This window comes from Candidatus Neomarinimicrobiota bacterium (assembly GCA_022567655.1).
GTDB lineage: Bacteria > Fidelibacterota > SORT01 > SORT01 > SORT01 > JADFGO01.
The window spans coordinates 1-16216 of the sequence record JADFGO010000045.1 but is presented as its reverse complement, the minus strand read 5'-3'; the positions used below and the strand labels follow the sequence as shown (position 1 = coordinate 16216).

Sequence of the window (16216 nt, the reverse complement as noted above, 5' to 3'; positions counted from 1 at the left end):
TCTCTCCCTGCCCGGTACACGATTCGCCGTATCAGGTGGCAGAAACCAGGGACTTTTCGGATTGAAGTCGCTTATGAAGGTGGGTGGGCTTAACATAACAAGTATCATCAGCGTGGAGAGGGGAAAGAAAGCGATATTGACTCTTGATGGGGGCGCAACTTCCCAGCAAAAACAAATCAACGATTACGGATATGTTAAGAATACTTACTTCTTTCTTGATGATTACTATAGGAGGACCTTCTACCCTACTGTTAATACGGTGTTTCGGGCAAAGCCACCAAACAGAAGAATTCTTACTATAGACGTCTATATAACTGCGGCAGGTAATGAGACGGGAAATTTCGAGGCGATAGCGGTACCGGACCCGAATGATCCGGGACAGATAAGCAATTTGATTGAGAGCGGGGGAGAGCAAGGGAGATTCAAACGGTTAACAAAAAATATTGAATACGAAATAAGCGAAAATCACGGTTTTATCAGGATGAATACGTATTTAAACGAAAGCGACATTCTTGCTGTAGCATATATAGACCAAGGAGGAGAAATCTACGGCGGACAGGAAGTACCGTTCGGTAATGATACACTCGTAGTGCTGAAATTACTGAAGAGCAAAAATCAAAGACCTTCGCATCCGACCTGGAATCTTGAGTTCAAAAACGTTTACAACCTCGGGGCAACTAATATCAACAAAGAAGGATTCGATCTGAAGATTGTGTTTGACCGTGATAAGGCTGAACCGCAGGAACGTGATAGTACGGGTACCAATTACCTTCAGATCTTCGGATTGGACTCTCTCGACGTAAACGGAAATTTTCAGCCGGATCAGATTTTCGACATCGAAACCGAGGCGATCATAAACCTCCCCAGGGGTGAATTATGGTTTCCGTCCTTGAGGCCGTTTTTTGCCCCGGAAGCGCTAAACAAAAAATTCCACAGTCCGGTGATTTATAATTCAACATGGCAGGACTCAATTAAGACGGCAAGCAAATTCAAGATACTGGTATCATACAAAAACCGCTCCTCAGTGTTAAACCTCGGGATAAACGTAATAGAGGGGAGCGAAGAGGTAACGCTCGACGGAGTAATATTGGAAAGAGGCACCGACTACTCCATCGACTACTTCACCGGTCAGCTGACGCTGCTCAAGGAGGGCGCTACCGATCCGGGGGCGAACTTAGAAGTGAGGTTTGAAAAGAACCAGCTTTTTCAGCTGGACAAAAAATCCCTGCTCGGTACTCGCGCGGAATACCGGTTCGGAGAAAATTCTTATATAGGCGGAACGTTTTTATATTATTCCAAAAGCACCATAGATCAAAAGGTGAGAGTCGGAGAAGAACCTATCCGAAATATGCTGTGGGATCTGAACGGGCGGTATGATGCAAAACCCAATTTTATCACACGGGGAGTAAACGCTCTGCCCTTAATAAAGACAGACCAACCTTCTTCATTCAACGTTGAAGGTGAAATAGCACGAATTATCCCTAATCCCAACACCCTGAACAGCAAAGCAACAGGGGATAACAGGGGAGTTGCCTATCTCGACGATTTCGAGTCAAGCAAAAGGGTCACCTCCCTGTCTATCACCCGGCGGCATTGGCGTAAAGCATCGCCTCCGGATTTTAAAACGAATGAAGAAAGGGGCTATACTTACTGGTACAATCCCTTTGAAAGGGTGTTTACAACAGACATTTGGGAGGATCGCGATCTGGGTCGGAGCAATCAGGCGGGAAATTTGTATACGGACGTCCTGACGCTAAATATTGACCCTACCCGAAATCAACTGGACCAGCCGGACAGCAGCGGCTCAACCGAGCAGAAGTGGGGCGGCGTAATGAGAGCGCTCCCTGCAAGCTTCTTCGACCAAACCCAGACAAAATTTCTTGAGATATGGGTTAAAGGAAACGAAGGGAGATTGAGCATCGATATAGGTCATATAAGCGAGGATGCAAATGCTGACAGCAAATATGACACCGAGGATGAACCGATAGGCGGTACGGTCGGAAACAACCTGTTAGACGAAGGAGAAGATACGGGAGTTGATGGCTGTTCCGACATAAATGAAACGGGAGTAATAGAGTATCAGTGTTACAATTCAACTGACGTGAATTCTCCGCCTCCCGCACACGATCCCTCTACGAATCCGGACCCAAACGCTGATAATTGGCAATATGACCCGAACGTAAGACCGATCGAATACAGGAGAATAAACGGGACTGAAGGAAACCAGCGAGATGAGGGAGGATTTCTGCCCGATACTGAGGACCTCAACGGTAACACATTTCTCGATATCCGAAGCGATTATTTCGAGTACTCATTCTGGCTTGACGGCAGGGATGACCATCTGATAGCAGGAGGCAGAACCAATAGGAGAGGTTGGAGGCTATACAGGTTACCTATCACCGAATACTCCTACAAATCGGGACAAAATGTAACGTTTCAGGATATACAGTACATCAGAATCTGGGTTGATGGTCTGATGAGAGAAAATAGCATACAGATCGCAACTATAGAATTGGTCGCTAACGAATGGCAGGAATTGGGAGTCATGAGGGAAGGCAGTGACGTCTTTGATAAGTCAGATTCATCTTTCGCCGTTACAGTAGTCAACACAGAGGACAACAGCGATATATACGACGGGACACGGTCTAATTCGGATCCTGACCTCCAGCCTCCGCCCGGAGTAACGGGTGTCGAAGACCGTATAACGCGTGTACGGGCGAAAGAACAATCGTTGGTGCTGAGCTTCGACGAACTGGCTCCCGGAGCCGTAGGAGCCGCCAGAAAAGTGTTTTTTCAGGATCAGGATATAGCGAGGTACGGGAAATTAAAGATGTTCGTACACGGCGACAAGCACTTCGGGAGAGATTCCTCATCGGTGGAGTTTTTTATCCGGTTAGGCAGAAGCGATGAGAGCTATTATGAGATTTCCGGACCGGTATATCCCGGTTGGGACAGCAGGAATCAATTGGAGATCTCTCTTGAAGAACTGACCAATTTAAAGCTCAAGGAAGGGAATGAATTCCGATCAGATGACGGAAAAAGGGTCAAAATCGTTAACTCTCCGTCAATCACCCGACTGCGGCAGATAGTTGTAGGAGTGAGGAATAAACACAAGGTAACCCCGATCAGCGGGCAGATCTGGCTGGATGAGCTCCGGGTCTCCGATATCAGTAGAGAGGGCGGGATCGCCGCGCGGGGCAGCGTAGGTCTTAAAATAGCCGACGTCGGGAATGTAAATGTCAGCATTGACAGAGTAGATGCAGATTTTCATAAAGTGGAGGAAAAGGCTGGTAAAGCCGGAGTAAGCGGACAGGTATTTTCCTTCAGAGTTAATAATACATTCAAATCAAATAAATTGTTACCGGCGAGATGGGGACTCTCAATCCCTATATCGGTAAATTTCAGCAGAAGGGTGAGGACTCCGAAATATCTTCCGGGCACCGATATCCTCGTGCAGGGAGCAGCGCCGGATTCGATCAAGAACATAAACAACCAAAGTACATTCGGAATATCGTTCAAGAAAAACAGTAAGTCACGCTCGAAATTAGTGAAATACACACTCGATAAATCATCTGCGAATTTGAAGATACTGAATCAAGAAGGAAGTAATTCCCAGATATTGAATAAGAGGTCTACATCTTATAACGGTGGATTTTCATACAATCTGCCGATTAAACGAAAGTCAAAAATCAAACCGTTCTTCTGGACCAAACCGCTTCCGTGGCTCGGCACAAAATTGGCGAACGAGCGGTTTAATTATTATCCGAATTCGTTCACATGGAGTTTTAACGCAACAGAATCAAAAAGTAATACATCGCCGCGCAGAGGCCTTCCTACCGAATCCTACCTGTTTAATGTGGTAAGAAATCTCAAAACGGGGTTTCCCATATTCAGATCTTTTAACTTAAATTACGGTAGAGGATGGACGAATGATCTGAGTGATCTGAGAACCAATAAAACCGCGATTTACTCGGGCGATCTCGGCACTTTATTAAATGCCAACGAGAGTTTTTCCGCAAAGTGGAATCCGAGGATATTCAGTTGGATGCAGACAAACTTCGGATATAACAGCAATTACAGACTACGGCATGTCCGACAGAGAAGCAGTAATGATATTTCGAACCAGAAAGATTTCAATACCAGTCTGAATTTCGATTTGAAAAAATTCCTGGCACTATTCGATTCCGGTAAAAAGAAAACGGCTAAAAAGCCAACATCAGCAGGTCAAAGGAGAAGCTCGAGGCGAAAGACTAAAGAGAAAGAAGTGGAGGAAGATAAGAAAGAGGCTAAAAAGGAACGGGACAACCCGACTATCGCAGAATTGCTGGGAATGCTTTCCAAGAAACTTCAACCTGTAAATATCAGTTACTCCACCGGTAGAGGTCTCTCAAACCCGGCAGTCATAGGCGAGCCAAATTTGGGATATAAATTTGGATTTTCGGATGACCCGGGAGTTGAAAAATCAGAAGAGATAGTCGCTGAGAATACGAGGGGAGAAACGACCAACTTTACGTCGAGAAGCGGATTGAATCTGAGCAGAAACGTAACATTAGGCTTTTCTTATGGAAGCAGTGAAAGGAAGAACCGTACTTCGGCAAGCAACTTGAATACAATTCAAACGCGGGATTTCTTTCCGATGGGTGATGGAGGAGAAGATGGAATCCCGTTTCCGAGCTGGAACCTTCGAATTTCCGGTCTTGAAAAACTCCCCCTTTTCTCCAGCATCGCAAAAAGTGTGAGCCTGGAGCACGGGTTCGGCGGTAAAGAGAACAAGAGAATATTGGAGACGATCAGGTCTACAGGGGTTGAGGGGATTGACACGACGATCACAGAGGTTACAGGGCGCGATTTCTCCAAGTCATGGCAACCTCTGGTAGGAATGAGTTTCAGACTGAAAAAAAATATCACGGCGAACTTCAGGTATAATAAGTCAACCTCTACATCGAACTTTTTCGGAATTACGAAAGGAACCCAGATACTCAACTCTTCAAACATTTCGATAACGGCAAATTATTCAAGACGCGGGGGGATGAAAATTCCGATTTTCTTTCTCAGGGATTTCAAATTCGATAACCAAGTGTCTTTTTCTCTGACTTACAACAGAAGCACGAGCGAAACGCTCTCGAGAACCGGAGCTGGAGATGGGGAATTTGCACTTCTAAATCTGTCAAGAAGATGGACACTTCAACCGCAGATGAGTTATTCATTCAGCTCGAAACTTAACGGGGGACTATTTTTCGAATTTGGAAAAACAGAAACTATTCATGGAACCACCAGCTTCAGAGATTTCGGTTTGACGGTCAACATAGCGATCAGGGGTTGATTATTTGAGGAGAACACACTCGCCGTTACAATCATTATTGATCCTTGCTGTCATCGCAGGCTGCGGGAGCGGAAAACCTGATTTTGACAACCTAAAGGCATTCAGTTACCTTGTAAAACAATGCGAGTTCGGACCGCGTAACCCGGGCTCACAGGGGCACAAAAATACTCTGGAATATCTTGTCGGTGAACTCGAAGCGACTTCCGACTCGTTGAAATTGCAGGAGTTCACTCACCTTGACGAGAGCTCGGGCAGAGTCTATAACCTCACAAATATCATCGCCTCGTTCGATCCGTCAAATCCAGTAAGAGTTATAATCGGCGCTCACTGGGATACGCGTCCCCGCTCCGATTACGATGCCGATCCCGCCAAACGCGCTCAACCGCTGTTAGGTGCAAATGACGGAGCAAGCGGCGTTGCCGTGTTGCTCGAGCTGGCGAGGATTATGCAGCAAAATCGACCGGCGGTTGGAGTTGACATTATCTTATTCGACGGTGAGGATTTCGGCGAAGAGGGCGACTTGGACAGGTACTTCCTCGGTTCGAGACATTTCTCGAAAAATTTCACCGGGCAAAAACCTGAATGGGCGATTATTATAGATATGGTAGGAGACGCTAATCTCGAGCTGCCTATCGAGAGGTATTCCTATGAACATAACAGAGAGCTCGTTGAAAGAGTCTGGAGCGCAGCGGAGCGAGCAGGGGCACACCAGTTTAAAAGAAATCTCGGAAGTTACGTAGAGGACGATCATCTTATGCTTTTTAAACACGCAGGAATACCGGCAATCAACATAATAGACATGGATTATGTACAGGGGGGTGTTAACTTGTGGCACACATCGCTTGATACACCGGAGAGGTGCAGCCCTGAAAGTCTTGGCGCCGTTGGCAGGACACTTATAGAATTGATTTACTGATAAGAGAAAAAATCATGATCATAGCATATACGAATGAGGAAAGTACGGATAATCAAAGAGTCCGGCATGAACCGGCGAAGGCAGAGTTATTTTAAGTTCCTTTAGAAAAGATATAGCGAGATTCTATCTCACAAGATTTTCGCGGGATAACAAAAGTCTCAATACTCCTTTTTCAGTAGGAAGGAGTATCGAGAAGAGTTCCGGAGTGCTAATCTGTATGCCCGATGACTTAAATCAATTCAGAGTAGCAAGGTATGTGTTCAAGAAGATATTCGAATCACCGGTATCAAGTCGAGTGACGGTTATATTGACGGAAGAAACCAACGAAGAGTTTAAGATAGATACCAACGCCCGGGAGATTGTAATCAAAAATTCCGATATATCTTTCTGGCAGCTGCCGAAATCCAACTGGATATCGGACAAAGCTCTAATTACCTATGATCTGACTGTGGACTTAAACACCGATTTCTGCCTGTATGCCGCCTACATTTGCAGGGCAGTCGGTCATAAGCTGCTCATCGGTTTTGCCTGGGAAGGAGCCGATCAGTTTTATAATATACTATTGAAGAGAACAGGGATTCATTCTAATTTGGAGAAGACTTACAGGACTATCAGAGACGAGTTCACCAATTTGATACCCCTTGAACAGAAAAGAAAAGATCAGGATAAATAAAATAGCGGAAAGAGATAAGAATAAGCGTAAATTAGAAACCCGAACCGTATCGCGTCCGGAAGGGATTAAAATCTTATGAGATTAGCCCTGTTTGAAGATGAGTTTTCACCGCGGTTGAACCCCCTGGTTCACCTGCGACCTGTGTATGATCTGAAATTCGGAATCAGTTCTATCCGTGAGAAATACGAGAAAATATTCACAGATGAGTTCATCTCCCTTCACTGCCGGCCGGAACTGGTTGACGTTCTTGCCGAACGTTATCCCAAAGCGGAGATCAATACCTATTCGGCAGATAAATATGTTCTGATTAACGGCAGATGCATTATAGCCGAGACTCATGTTAATAAAATAATCACGGATAGTGACTCGCTGTACATGAATAACGGTGTGGTTGCGGCGGCGGTATTGTCGGGTGATAATCTACAAAAACTCAGGGATGCCGGAAGCAGTTTGTTAAGCCGAAAGGATTTTCCCGATTTAATCGAAAATGAGATCAGTTGTACGTGGATAGATTATCCATGGGACCTTTTTCTCAAAAACGGTGAGGAGATAAGTCGAGAGTTTACAGGAAGCGGCATTAACGGTGAAGTTTATGATGGCGCGAAAGTTATAAATAAAGAAAACGTTTTAATCGAAGCCGGGGCGACTGTTAAGCCGGGGGTTGTCATTGACGCGGAGAAAGGTCCTGTAATAGTTTCGCGCGGGGTTCAAGTTATGCCTAACGCATACGTGCAGGGACCGGCATATATCGGGGAGAACAGCCTGATAAAAGCCGGGGCAAAGATATACGGGGGAACGTCCATAGGAGAGCAGTGCAAAGTAGGCGGAGAGGTTGGAGATTCTATTATTCATTCATATACCAACAAACAGCATGACGGGTTTCTGGGGCACTCATATCTCGGTAAATGGGTGAACCTCGGCGCCGGTACGAACAACAGCGATCTCAAAAATAATTACGGGAACGTGCGTTTCTACGTGGAAGGCGAATCGATCGATACCGGATCGATGTTCTGCGGATTGCTGATGGGAGACCATTCGAAAACCGGTATAAACAGTATGTTCAACACCGGAACGCATGTGGGGGTCGCCTGTAATCTTTTCGGGAGTGAATTCCCTCCCAAGTTCGTACCCTCGTTTTCGTGGGGCGGCGCGAAAGGGATGGAAGAACATAAAATAGAAAAAGCAGTTGAAACAGCACATCGGGTGATGGCGAGGCGGGACGTAACGATGACGGACTCAATGGCTGATCTGTTCAAAACACTGTTTGATAAAACGATGAATGAGCGGAAAAAAGTTTTCTCCTCTCTGTAAATATCTATGAACATACGGCTGCAATCTCTCATATCTTCGGCGGAAAACGTAAGTAAATCTCCCATAGTTAACCACACACTTCGAGTTATTACCGGAATTCGCGTGAAACAGATGATCATACTTCTAATAACGATAATTTTTATCGGTCTTGCCCCATTTAAAAGCGCAACTGGAATAGATGATGTGCTGTCGGAGACGACAACCGTGTATGGAACAATTACGGAAGCTTCTACCGGTGAATATGTCTATGGCGCAAATATCTTTTTGAGAGGTACTACTTTAGGCACGGTAAGCAACGTCGAAGGGTTTTATTCTATGCCTAATCTACCTCCCGGGGATTACACTCTTATAGTTAGTTTCATTGGATATTCGAAACATGAAGAGAATTTTGAGCTCAGAAAAGGAAAATCTTTACGCATGGACGTCAGTCTTTTTCCGGTTGATTTAGTTGGTGAAGGTATAATTGTGACGGACGAGCTTGCGGAATTTGAACATAATATCAATATATCAACAATTTCAATTAGTCCGAGACAGATAAAATCACTTCCACATATCGGAGAGGTAGACCTGTTCAGAGCGCTGCAATTTTTGCCCGGCGTGGCAGCGCAAAACGATTATTCATCAGGATTGATTGTCAGGGGTGGAAACACAGATCAGAATTTAATATTGTTAGATGGGATAACAGTGTATAATCCATCTCATTTGGGTGGGTTTTTCTCGACATTCATCACAGAGGGGCTTCGTGAAGCGGAGCTCATGAAGGGAGGTTATTCGGCAGAATACGGAGGTCGGCTTTCATCTGTTCTCGATATCAAAACAAAGGACGGTAATAATAAAAGGCTTGCCGGTTCTATGGAGATAAGTCTCGTCTCGTCAAAGTTGTTGCTTGAAGCGCCTATCTGGAAAGGAGGTTGGCTCTTCGCCGGAAGGCGAACATATCTCGATAAGGCATTGGATGCATCACGAAAGTTGGGGATAAGTGATTTCGAATTTCCTTATTATTTTTATGATCTTCAGGCAAATATTTATCAGGATCTATCGCCTAACGACAGATTACGTATCTCCGCATATTATGGAAATGACGTTCTTGATTGGGAGGAAGCAACAGCGAATATAGACTGGGGAAACCGAACCGTATCCACACGCTGGAGACATCTGTTCAGTGACCGGTTATTTTCAACGTTTATGATAGCCCGAAGTAAGTTTTCAGTTCACTTCAATATTGGGGGAGAGGATGCCTTGATTGGAGTCGACAGAGTCAGGGATTGGACGGCAAAGGGCGACTTAACATATTTTAGAACCGAGGATCACGAGATAAGTTTCGGCGCAGAACTCAAAGATTTGAGAGTAGAATTTTTTCAAAGTTTCGACCACATAGAGCAATTCCGAATAGTTCAAAGTCCTAAGTTTTATGCATTTTATGTCAATTCAAGATTGTCACTTCCGGGCTGGGTCATGCAGACTGGGTTAAGGTCAACCTACTATAATGAATCAACCGACAAATTGACATTTGCTCCGAGGGTGGCGGTTAAAAAAGTCATTTCTGACTTTAATGCGTTCAATTTTTCGATTGGCAGGTATTATCAATATATCTATACTTTCAACGATGAATTTTCATTCCAAATAGTTGACTTCTGGTTCGCAATAGATAAATCAGTCCCTAATCAGTATGCAGACCAGATAATGTTTGGTTATGAGACATCGTTTTCGGGTTTTGACAGGGTGACAGCAGAAACGTATTATAAGAAGATGCACAATTTGTTGGTCGGAAGACCTGTATTTGCAGCATTTGACGAACAATTACTCGATCCCAGTGTAGCGGATATGTTCGAAGTAACTGAAGCGGAAGCATTTGGATTCGAACTCTTCTTCGAAAAAAAGGTAGGTTCGATGAACGGAAATTTCTCATATACCCATTCCTATGTCATTAAACAAATTGCAAACGAACCGAGGTATTGGGCGAATTGGGACAGAAGGCATACATTAAAGGGAGTCCTGAACTACCATAAATCCAAATCAACTCAGTTCGGATTTAGCTGGGTTTACACCACAGGATTTCCTTTTACTCAGCAGTTGGGAACTTATGCATATTGGGAACCTGAATACCGGCAACCGGAATATGACCTGATCCCGGGTTCGAGAAATAATTCACGGTTGCCGTATAACAACAGAATTGACTTCAGCATTACAAGGCATAAAAAAATTAAGGGAGCTAATGTAGATTATTATTTTCAGGTAATTAATGTTTTAAATAGAAAAAACCTATTTGCCGTCAGCTGGGATATTGAGGATACGGAGAATGGAAATATTGTTGAACGAAGTGATCTTAGGGGAATTCCGTTGTTCCCCACCATCGGAATTAGGGCAGAATTTTGAGTAGAAAGAACATAATAGCTCTGATATTTTTATCGGTAGGTTCGACCGGTTTATTCTATTGTGATTCGATATTAGACTTACCGGATCCGGTGCAATTCGAAGAGAAGATCGTTCTAAACGGTAATCTTGTATTAGGAAGTTCGAATCTTCTTATCAGGTTGGATGTTGCCACGGCTATAGAAGACAATTTTGATACACTAAGCACGGCGCTGAGTGGCGCGACTGTGATCCTGAAGTACGATACTACCGTAGTTGTGGTTGAAGAGACTAAAGCAGGCTTGTATGAATATTCGGATAGTTCATTCCTGATAGAGAGCGGAAAATCATACACTATTGAAGCATCTGATGATGTTCATGATCCGGTTACTGCAACTACAACCGTTCCTTATCCTATCAGTTTGATAGATATGTCATCGGAATTAAACGACGGTGATTCTCTTACCTATATACCGGCGAGCGACACGGCGCAGTTTCTTGTTCCTTACTTATTTTCATTTAAGGTAATGTCAACCGTCGAAGGAGAATTTCCATCTCTGATTCGACTCGTAAATAGGGCATTGGAGCCGAGTAGGGAAACTATGATCACCGAAGACAATGAACTGAAAGCTTTTCTTTTTAAGTGGAACTTCATCGGTGATGAAAATGACGAAGATATTGACAAAAGAATACGTACGCGGAACAGAATAATTTTCAACAGTGTGGATCCCGACGCAGAATATAAGATGGGATGGATCTTCTACACCTTTTACGGTTGGCAGTTATTTGAGGTTTATGCCCTTGACCGGGCATATTATAATTATCATATCAGGAACATAGAAGATGCTCCTACTGATCCGAATTATCTTCCGGAAAGCAACGTAATTGGGGGATATGGACTGTTATTTTCGTCCTATCGAGTGAGTATAAACTTTTTTCTTGAACGCCCCTAAAGCTATCTCCTCTGGCATTCTGGTTAAAAATTTTAATCATACTAATAAAATGGCATAAAAAACGGTTCAGATCGGCTTTTTGAGCTCTTTTTCCGTCTTCCGGGCAATATCAGTCCTGATTTGTTGATATTCTTGCATCATACACGATATTGGGTTCAGAATATTCTTACATACCCGATAATTTAATTAAAAGGGCTTAGGTAAAAGAATGGTGATAAGAAAAAGAGATAATATGGTTTTGAGAAGAAGTCCGGAGAGCGATCCGAACGAGCTCGACGTAAACGAACTAATTCCGGTTCACAGCTCGAGAATGAGCGCCGATGCGGAAAATAAAAATCTCAATTCCCAAGATTTTGACGGGGCGGTCGCCGCAATATGGGATGTGTTGAAAAGCAAGTCGGAGAACTTGCCTTCAACTCATCACCGCGATTTGACCGAGGATATGGAACCCAAACCGGTATCTGATGCTTGAGGGTACCAAACGGAATTGTTACCTCTACCGGTTTATTGGGGCCCTCACTGAGCGTCCCTCTCTGATTTAATTCAGGAGGGGCGCTGCCCTCTTTTATAGCTGCCTTTAAATCCAAAAACCGTTAAAACGGTTGGATGATAACATGGAATTATCACTGACCCCTGACTTAAGTCAGGGGTCAGCAAAAATAACCACACAGGCTTAAACCATTTCAATGGTTTTATACTGAGTGGGAGTCAGGACCACCGCCGTTGGCGGGACTTCGCTTGCCCTGCGGGTCATTCCCGAGTAATCTCAGCTTGCATTTCAGTGAATCTATAGAGTAATTTCATCTGACTTTTTGGGGAGTAACGGGGAATTATTTTAGTGAGCGATAATTGAATATCATAGTCTGTATGAAGTCGGTACCCAGTTCGGAGACGAAGGTAAAGGTCAATTCGAATGGAAAATCTATAGACGAAACCGACATTGTTTACGAGATTAATCCCTATGACGAATATGCCCTTGAAGAGGCGATCAAGATCAAAGAAGCCCACGGGGGAAAAGTGGTTATAATCACTCTTGGAGCTCCAACGGCTACGCAAAACATAAGAAAAGGGCTTGCGATGGGCGCTGATGAAGCTGTGCACCTGATATGCGAAAATATCGAACTTGCCGATTCCGCAATTGTAGCGGATCTACTTGCTGCGGCAATAAAAGAGATGGAATTCGACATCATATTTTGCGGTAAAAAGGCAATAGACTGCGATAACCATCAAGTTCCGAACAGGATCGCACAGCTGCTCGGCATTCCCGCCGTGACTGCAATCTCCGGTCTCGAACTCACGCCCGAGAGCGCTAAGGCGACCAGAAATATAGAGGGCGGCTCGGAAACGATTCCGGTTGATTTTCCAGCCCTATTCTCAGCGGAAAAGGGATTGAACGAACCGAGATATGCTTCGCTTCCCGGTATAATGGCAGCAAAAAAGAAACCTATTGATGAGAGGCAGGTTTCAGCAGGAGAACAGCTGCTTGAGCTTATTTCTCTCGAATTACCTCCACCTAAACCGGAAGGGCGCATCGTCGGCGAAGGTCCTGAAGCCGCGGTAGAACTTATCAGAATTTTGCGGGAAGAAGCAAAGGTAATATAGGAGAATATCGAAGAAGTGGCAAAAGGGGTACTTGTATTCGTGGAGCAGAGGGAGGGCGTATTAAAATCTACTGCTTTTGAAGCAGTTACGCTCGGAAAGGAAATTAAATCAACAATAGGTGGAGACCTTGCAGCGGTATTGATCGGGTCGGACGTTGCCGGGATCATCCCGGAGATAAGCGAACAGGGTCTCGACAAGGTTTACATAGCGAACGATGAGGAGTTGAAATTTTACGACGGCGGAAGATATGCCGGCATTATCGAGGAAGCGGCGAATAAGGCTGATCCGGCGGTAATAATAATCGTGGCGTCATCTATGGGGAAGGATATAGCTCCGCGATTGGCTTCAGCGCTCGGAGCCGGTGTAGCGACAGACTGCACGGCTGTTGAGGTTGATGGCGGCAGGATAATAGTCACAAGGCCGGTATACGCCGGAAAGGCATTAGTCAAACTGAAGTTTAAGTCCGATCCGCAGGTTCTGACGATCAGGCCGAACGTCTTTCCGGTCTCACGGCAAGAACCGAATCCCCCGGAAGTGATCAAATTGGAAGCGGGTGACAGGAAGGAACCGGTAGAAAGAGTGGAACATGTTAAGAGCGAACGACCCGAATTGACGGAAGCTTCAATCATCGTATCCGGCGGAAGGGGAATGGGAGGTCCGGAAAATTTCCATCTGACTGAAGAACTCGCCGACGAATTGGGCGCTGCTGTCGGAGCGAGCCGCGCGGTCGTTGACGCCGGCTGGAGACCTCACTCCGAGCAGGTGGGACAGACGGGAAAGACCGTGTCGCCGAATCTCTATATTGCCTGCGGTATTTCCGGCGCCATTCAGCACTTAGCCGGCATGTTGTCCTCAAAAAATATTGTTGCCATCAACAAGGACCCGGACGCGCCCATATTCAAAGTCGCCACTTACGGGATAGTCGGAGACCTTTTCGAAGTAATTCCCAGGATGGTAGAAGAAGTAAGGAAAATTAAGGGCTAACCCTGTTCGGTTTGAAATAAGGAAAAAATTGATATGGAATGCAGTTACGATCAGATAGAAAATACGCTTATTTTCAGGATTGAAGAACATAAATTCGATACGCCGATTGCGACTGAGGTGAAGGAAAAGCTACGGAGTCTTCTCGCGGACGGTGAAATAAAGAACCTGCTGTTCAATCTCTCTTCAGTCAAATCTATCGACAGCAGCGGTCTGAGTTCTCTGTTGTTCGGGAGAAGGCAAATCAGTGACCGGAACGGTAAATGCTTCCTGATCAATCCGCAGCCGAAAGTGGTATCCCTTCTTAAGATAGCGCGGTTGGATTCGGTGTTCGATTCATTCGCCGATGAGGGCAGCGCCCTGAAATCCCTTTAGCGATTTAACAGGTATATTTAAAAAGCCTTCCCGAAAGGGAAGGCTTTTTAATTTAAAGGGGGCAGGAGCACGTATCGAAATAAATGCGGGGGAAACACTTATCTCACGTAACCCCTGCTGTATTTGTTTAAAATCAAGACAAATATATGTGCATCCCATCCGTAAGTCAAGATTTTTTTCTACTCCCAATAGCCTACAGGGGATAGTTGAAGGGGAAATCGCTCTTTATCAGTATTCAGTGAAACTGATTTTTTTAAAAAAATCTTCCTGAGATAGCTTACCCGATGCGAATTGTTCGACGTCCCTTTTTTTCACTCTCATTATAAGTGAACGTAATATGTCATCTGTACGCCGTGCTCTATTTGATTCATCCCAATTCGTCATAACGCATAACCACTCGTTTTGATTAACAAGTCGCAGTGTATGTCCGTAATTTCCGAGCAGAGTGGAAAACGATTTTTTGTAACTCTCGATAGATTTCTTATAATCATCCATTTGTTTTTTCAGTGCTTTTTTCCTGGAATCGATCCTCTCTTTTTGGCTGCTATACGATTTGGTTTCTTTGAATCTTAGCAGGTTGTCGATCTCGAATTGCTGCTCGGACAATCTCATGAGATCATACTCAAGTACGACAAAATTTCTGTCAAAGAAATTTCCACTGTTGTTTACCAAAAACAAAGCTCCGAAACCGTCAAGATATAGACCGTTTACACCCGATCCCGAGTATCTGAATTCAGTGGATTTTCTCGACTGAGATTTCAAGGCAGTGTCAAGAACATAAGTCATTATGTCGATCTGGGATCTCATGTCGTCTTTATCTCTGAGAGAAACGTATTCGATTTTCGAATTAAATTGCTTTGAATTGATTTTCCCCGATTTGAACTTAACGATGTCACTCTTCAGAACTGAATAGAGGTGCAGCGGCGTTCGGTCGGATGAGTCGTATATATAAACCGATATCTTTTCGTTTTTCGAAATCTGACCGATGGCATCCGCGTATATCCCGAGGAAGTCCCTTATTTTTACAGAGGTTTTTTCAAGATATTTTTCTTCATCTTTTACTATCATACATGCCGAAACCGACGGCCTGCTCATTACTGTTTCCAGAAGCATACGAAGTTCATGTATCTGAGAGCATGATTCAAGCCCGCTCTCTATAATTTCCATAGCTTCTTCACGGCGACGAGATTTAAGATAAAAATGGGCCAGATTTAGAAAAGAGAGGTGGTTGCTCTTATCGATCTCAATTGTACGCTTAAAATAGTCTTCAGCCGATTTCAGATTACCTGATTCTCTACTAGCCACCCCGAGCATGTTTAGCAATTGACCAATATGAGCAGCAGCAACAAAGATTTGCTCATCACATTTGACGTTCTTGACAATATCCAGGTATCTTTGTCCGTCTTCACGGGCCAAATCATATTCTCGCATCGACAATTTCACGAAAGTAAGAGTAAAGAGAAGATCAGCCGAGTCAGGACTATTCTTCAATCCTCTTTCAATTATTTTCTCAGACTCAAGGAATCTCTTGCCCTGACTATAGGAATAGGCAAGCAAACTATCGTAACGATTCAGGTAGTTTTCATCTTCATCTGCAAAAGGATACTCATCCTCAAACGGCTCAAGCAGATCAATTGATTTCTTAATTTTGTTGGATTGTATTAATTGCTGAGCATTGTTCAGTACTTCAACCATTGAATTGCTCGCGCTCTTCCCTCTCATACTTGAGC

11 protein-coding genes are annotated in these 16216 nt (G+C 44.4%); 10 read left to right on the top strand and 1 reads right to left on the bottom strand.

The genetic code is table 11. The features are described from left to right. The 10 genes from sprA to IID12_06065 form a co-directional block, all read left to right on the top strand. On the top strand, nucleotides 1-5323 hold a 5323-nt coding region (sprA, locus tag IID12_06110), incomplete at its 5' end, for a cell surface protein SprA (GenBank protein MCH8288661.1). Nucleotides 5324-5327: 4 nt separating this feature from the next. Further along, a complete protein-coding gene (locus IID12_06105) occupies nucleotides 5328-6239 on the top strand; it encodes a M28 family peptidase (GenBank protein MCH8288660.1) in 912 nt (303 codons plus the stop codon). Nucleotides 6240-6456: 217 nt separating this feature from the next. Next, a complete protein-coding gene (locus IID12_06100; protein ID MCH8288659.1) occupies nucleotides 6457-6912 on the top strand; it encodes a hypothetical protein in 456 nt (151 codons plus the stop codon). Between the two features lie 75 nt (nucleotides 6913-6987). Beyond that, complete coding sequence (locus tag IID12_06095; protein MCH8288658.1) at nucleotides 6988-8223, top strand: GlmU family protein; 1236 nt, start codon at nucleotides 6988-6990, stop codon at nucleotides 8221-8223. 111 nt (nucleotides 8224-8334) lie between these two features. Beyond that, nucleotides 8335-10599 (top strand): TonB-dependent receptor, encoded by a 2265-nt coding sequence (locus IID12_06090; protein ID MCH8288657.1) that lies wholly within the window; start codon nucleotides 8335-8337, stop codon nucleotides 10597-10599. Further along, a complete protein-coding gene (locus IID12_06085) occupies nucleotides 10596-11528 on the top strand; it encodes a DUF4249 family protein (protein MCH8288656.1) in 933 nt (310 codons plus the stop codon). Before IID12_06090 ends, IID12_06085 begins: the two co-directional genes overlap by 4 nt. Nucleotides 11529-11736: 208 nt before the next feature. Then, nucleotides 11737-12000, top strand: coding sequence for a hypothetical protein (locus tag IID12_06080; GenBank protein ID MCH8288655.1), 264 nt, complete (start codon nucleotides 11737-11739; stop codon nucleotides 11998-12000). A 377-nt stretch (nucleotides 12001-12377) separates the two neighbouring features. Next, nucleotides 12378-13130: an electron transfer flavoprotein subunit beta/FixA family protein gene (locus IID12_06075; protein MCH8288654.1), complete on the top strand. Its 753-nt coding sequence runs from the start codon at nucleotides 12378-12380 to the stop codon at nucleotides 13128-13130. A gap of 15 nt (nucleotides 13131-13145) precedes the next feature. Continuing rightward, on the top strand, nucleotides 13146-14114 hold the full coding sequence (locus IID12_06070) for an electron transfer flavoprotein subunit alpha/FixB family protein (protein MCH8288653.1): 969 nt from the start codon (nucleotides 13146-13148) through the stop codon (nucleotides 14112-14114). A gap of 33 nt (nucleotides 14115-14147) precedes the next feature. Then, nucleotides 14148-14486: an STAS domain-containing protein gene (locus tag IID12_06065; GenBank protein ID MCH8288652.1), complete on the top strand. Its 339-nt coding sequence runs from the start codon at nucleotides 14148-14150 to the stop codon at nucleotides 14484-14486. Between the two features lie 228 nt (nucleotides 14487-14714). Here IID12_06065 and IID12_06060 read toward each other — a convergent pair whose 3' ends face one another. After that, nucleotides 14715-16181, bottom strand: coding sequence for a hypothetical protein (locus IID12_06060; protein ID MCH8288651.1), 1467 nt, complete (start codon nucleotides 16179-16181; stop codon nucleotides 14715-14717). Nucleotides 16182-16216 lie beyond the last annotated feature (35 nt).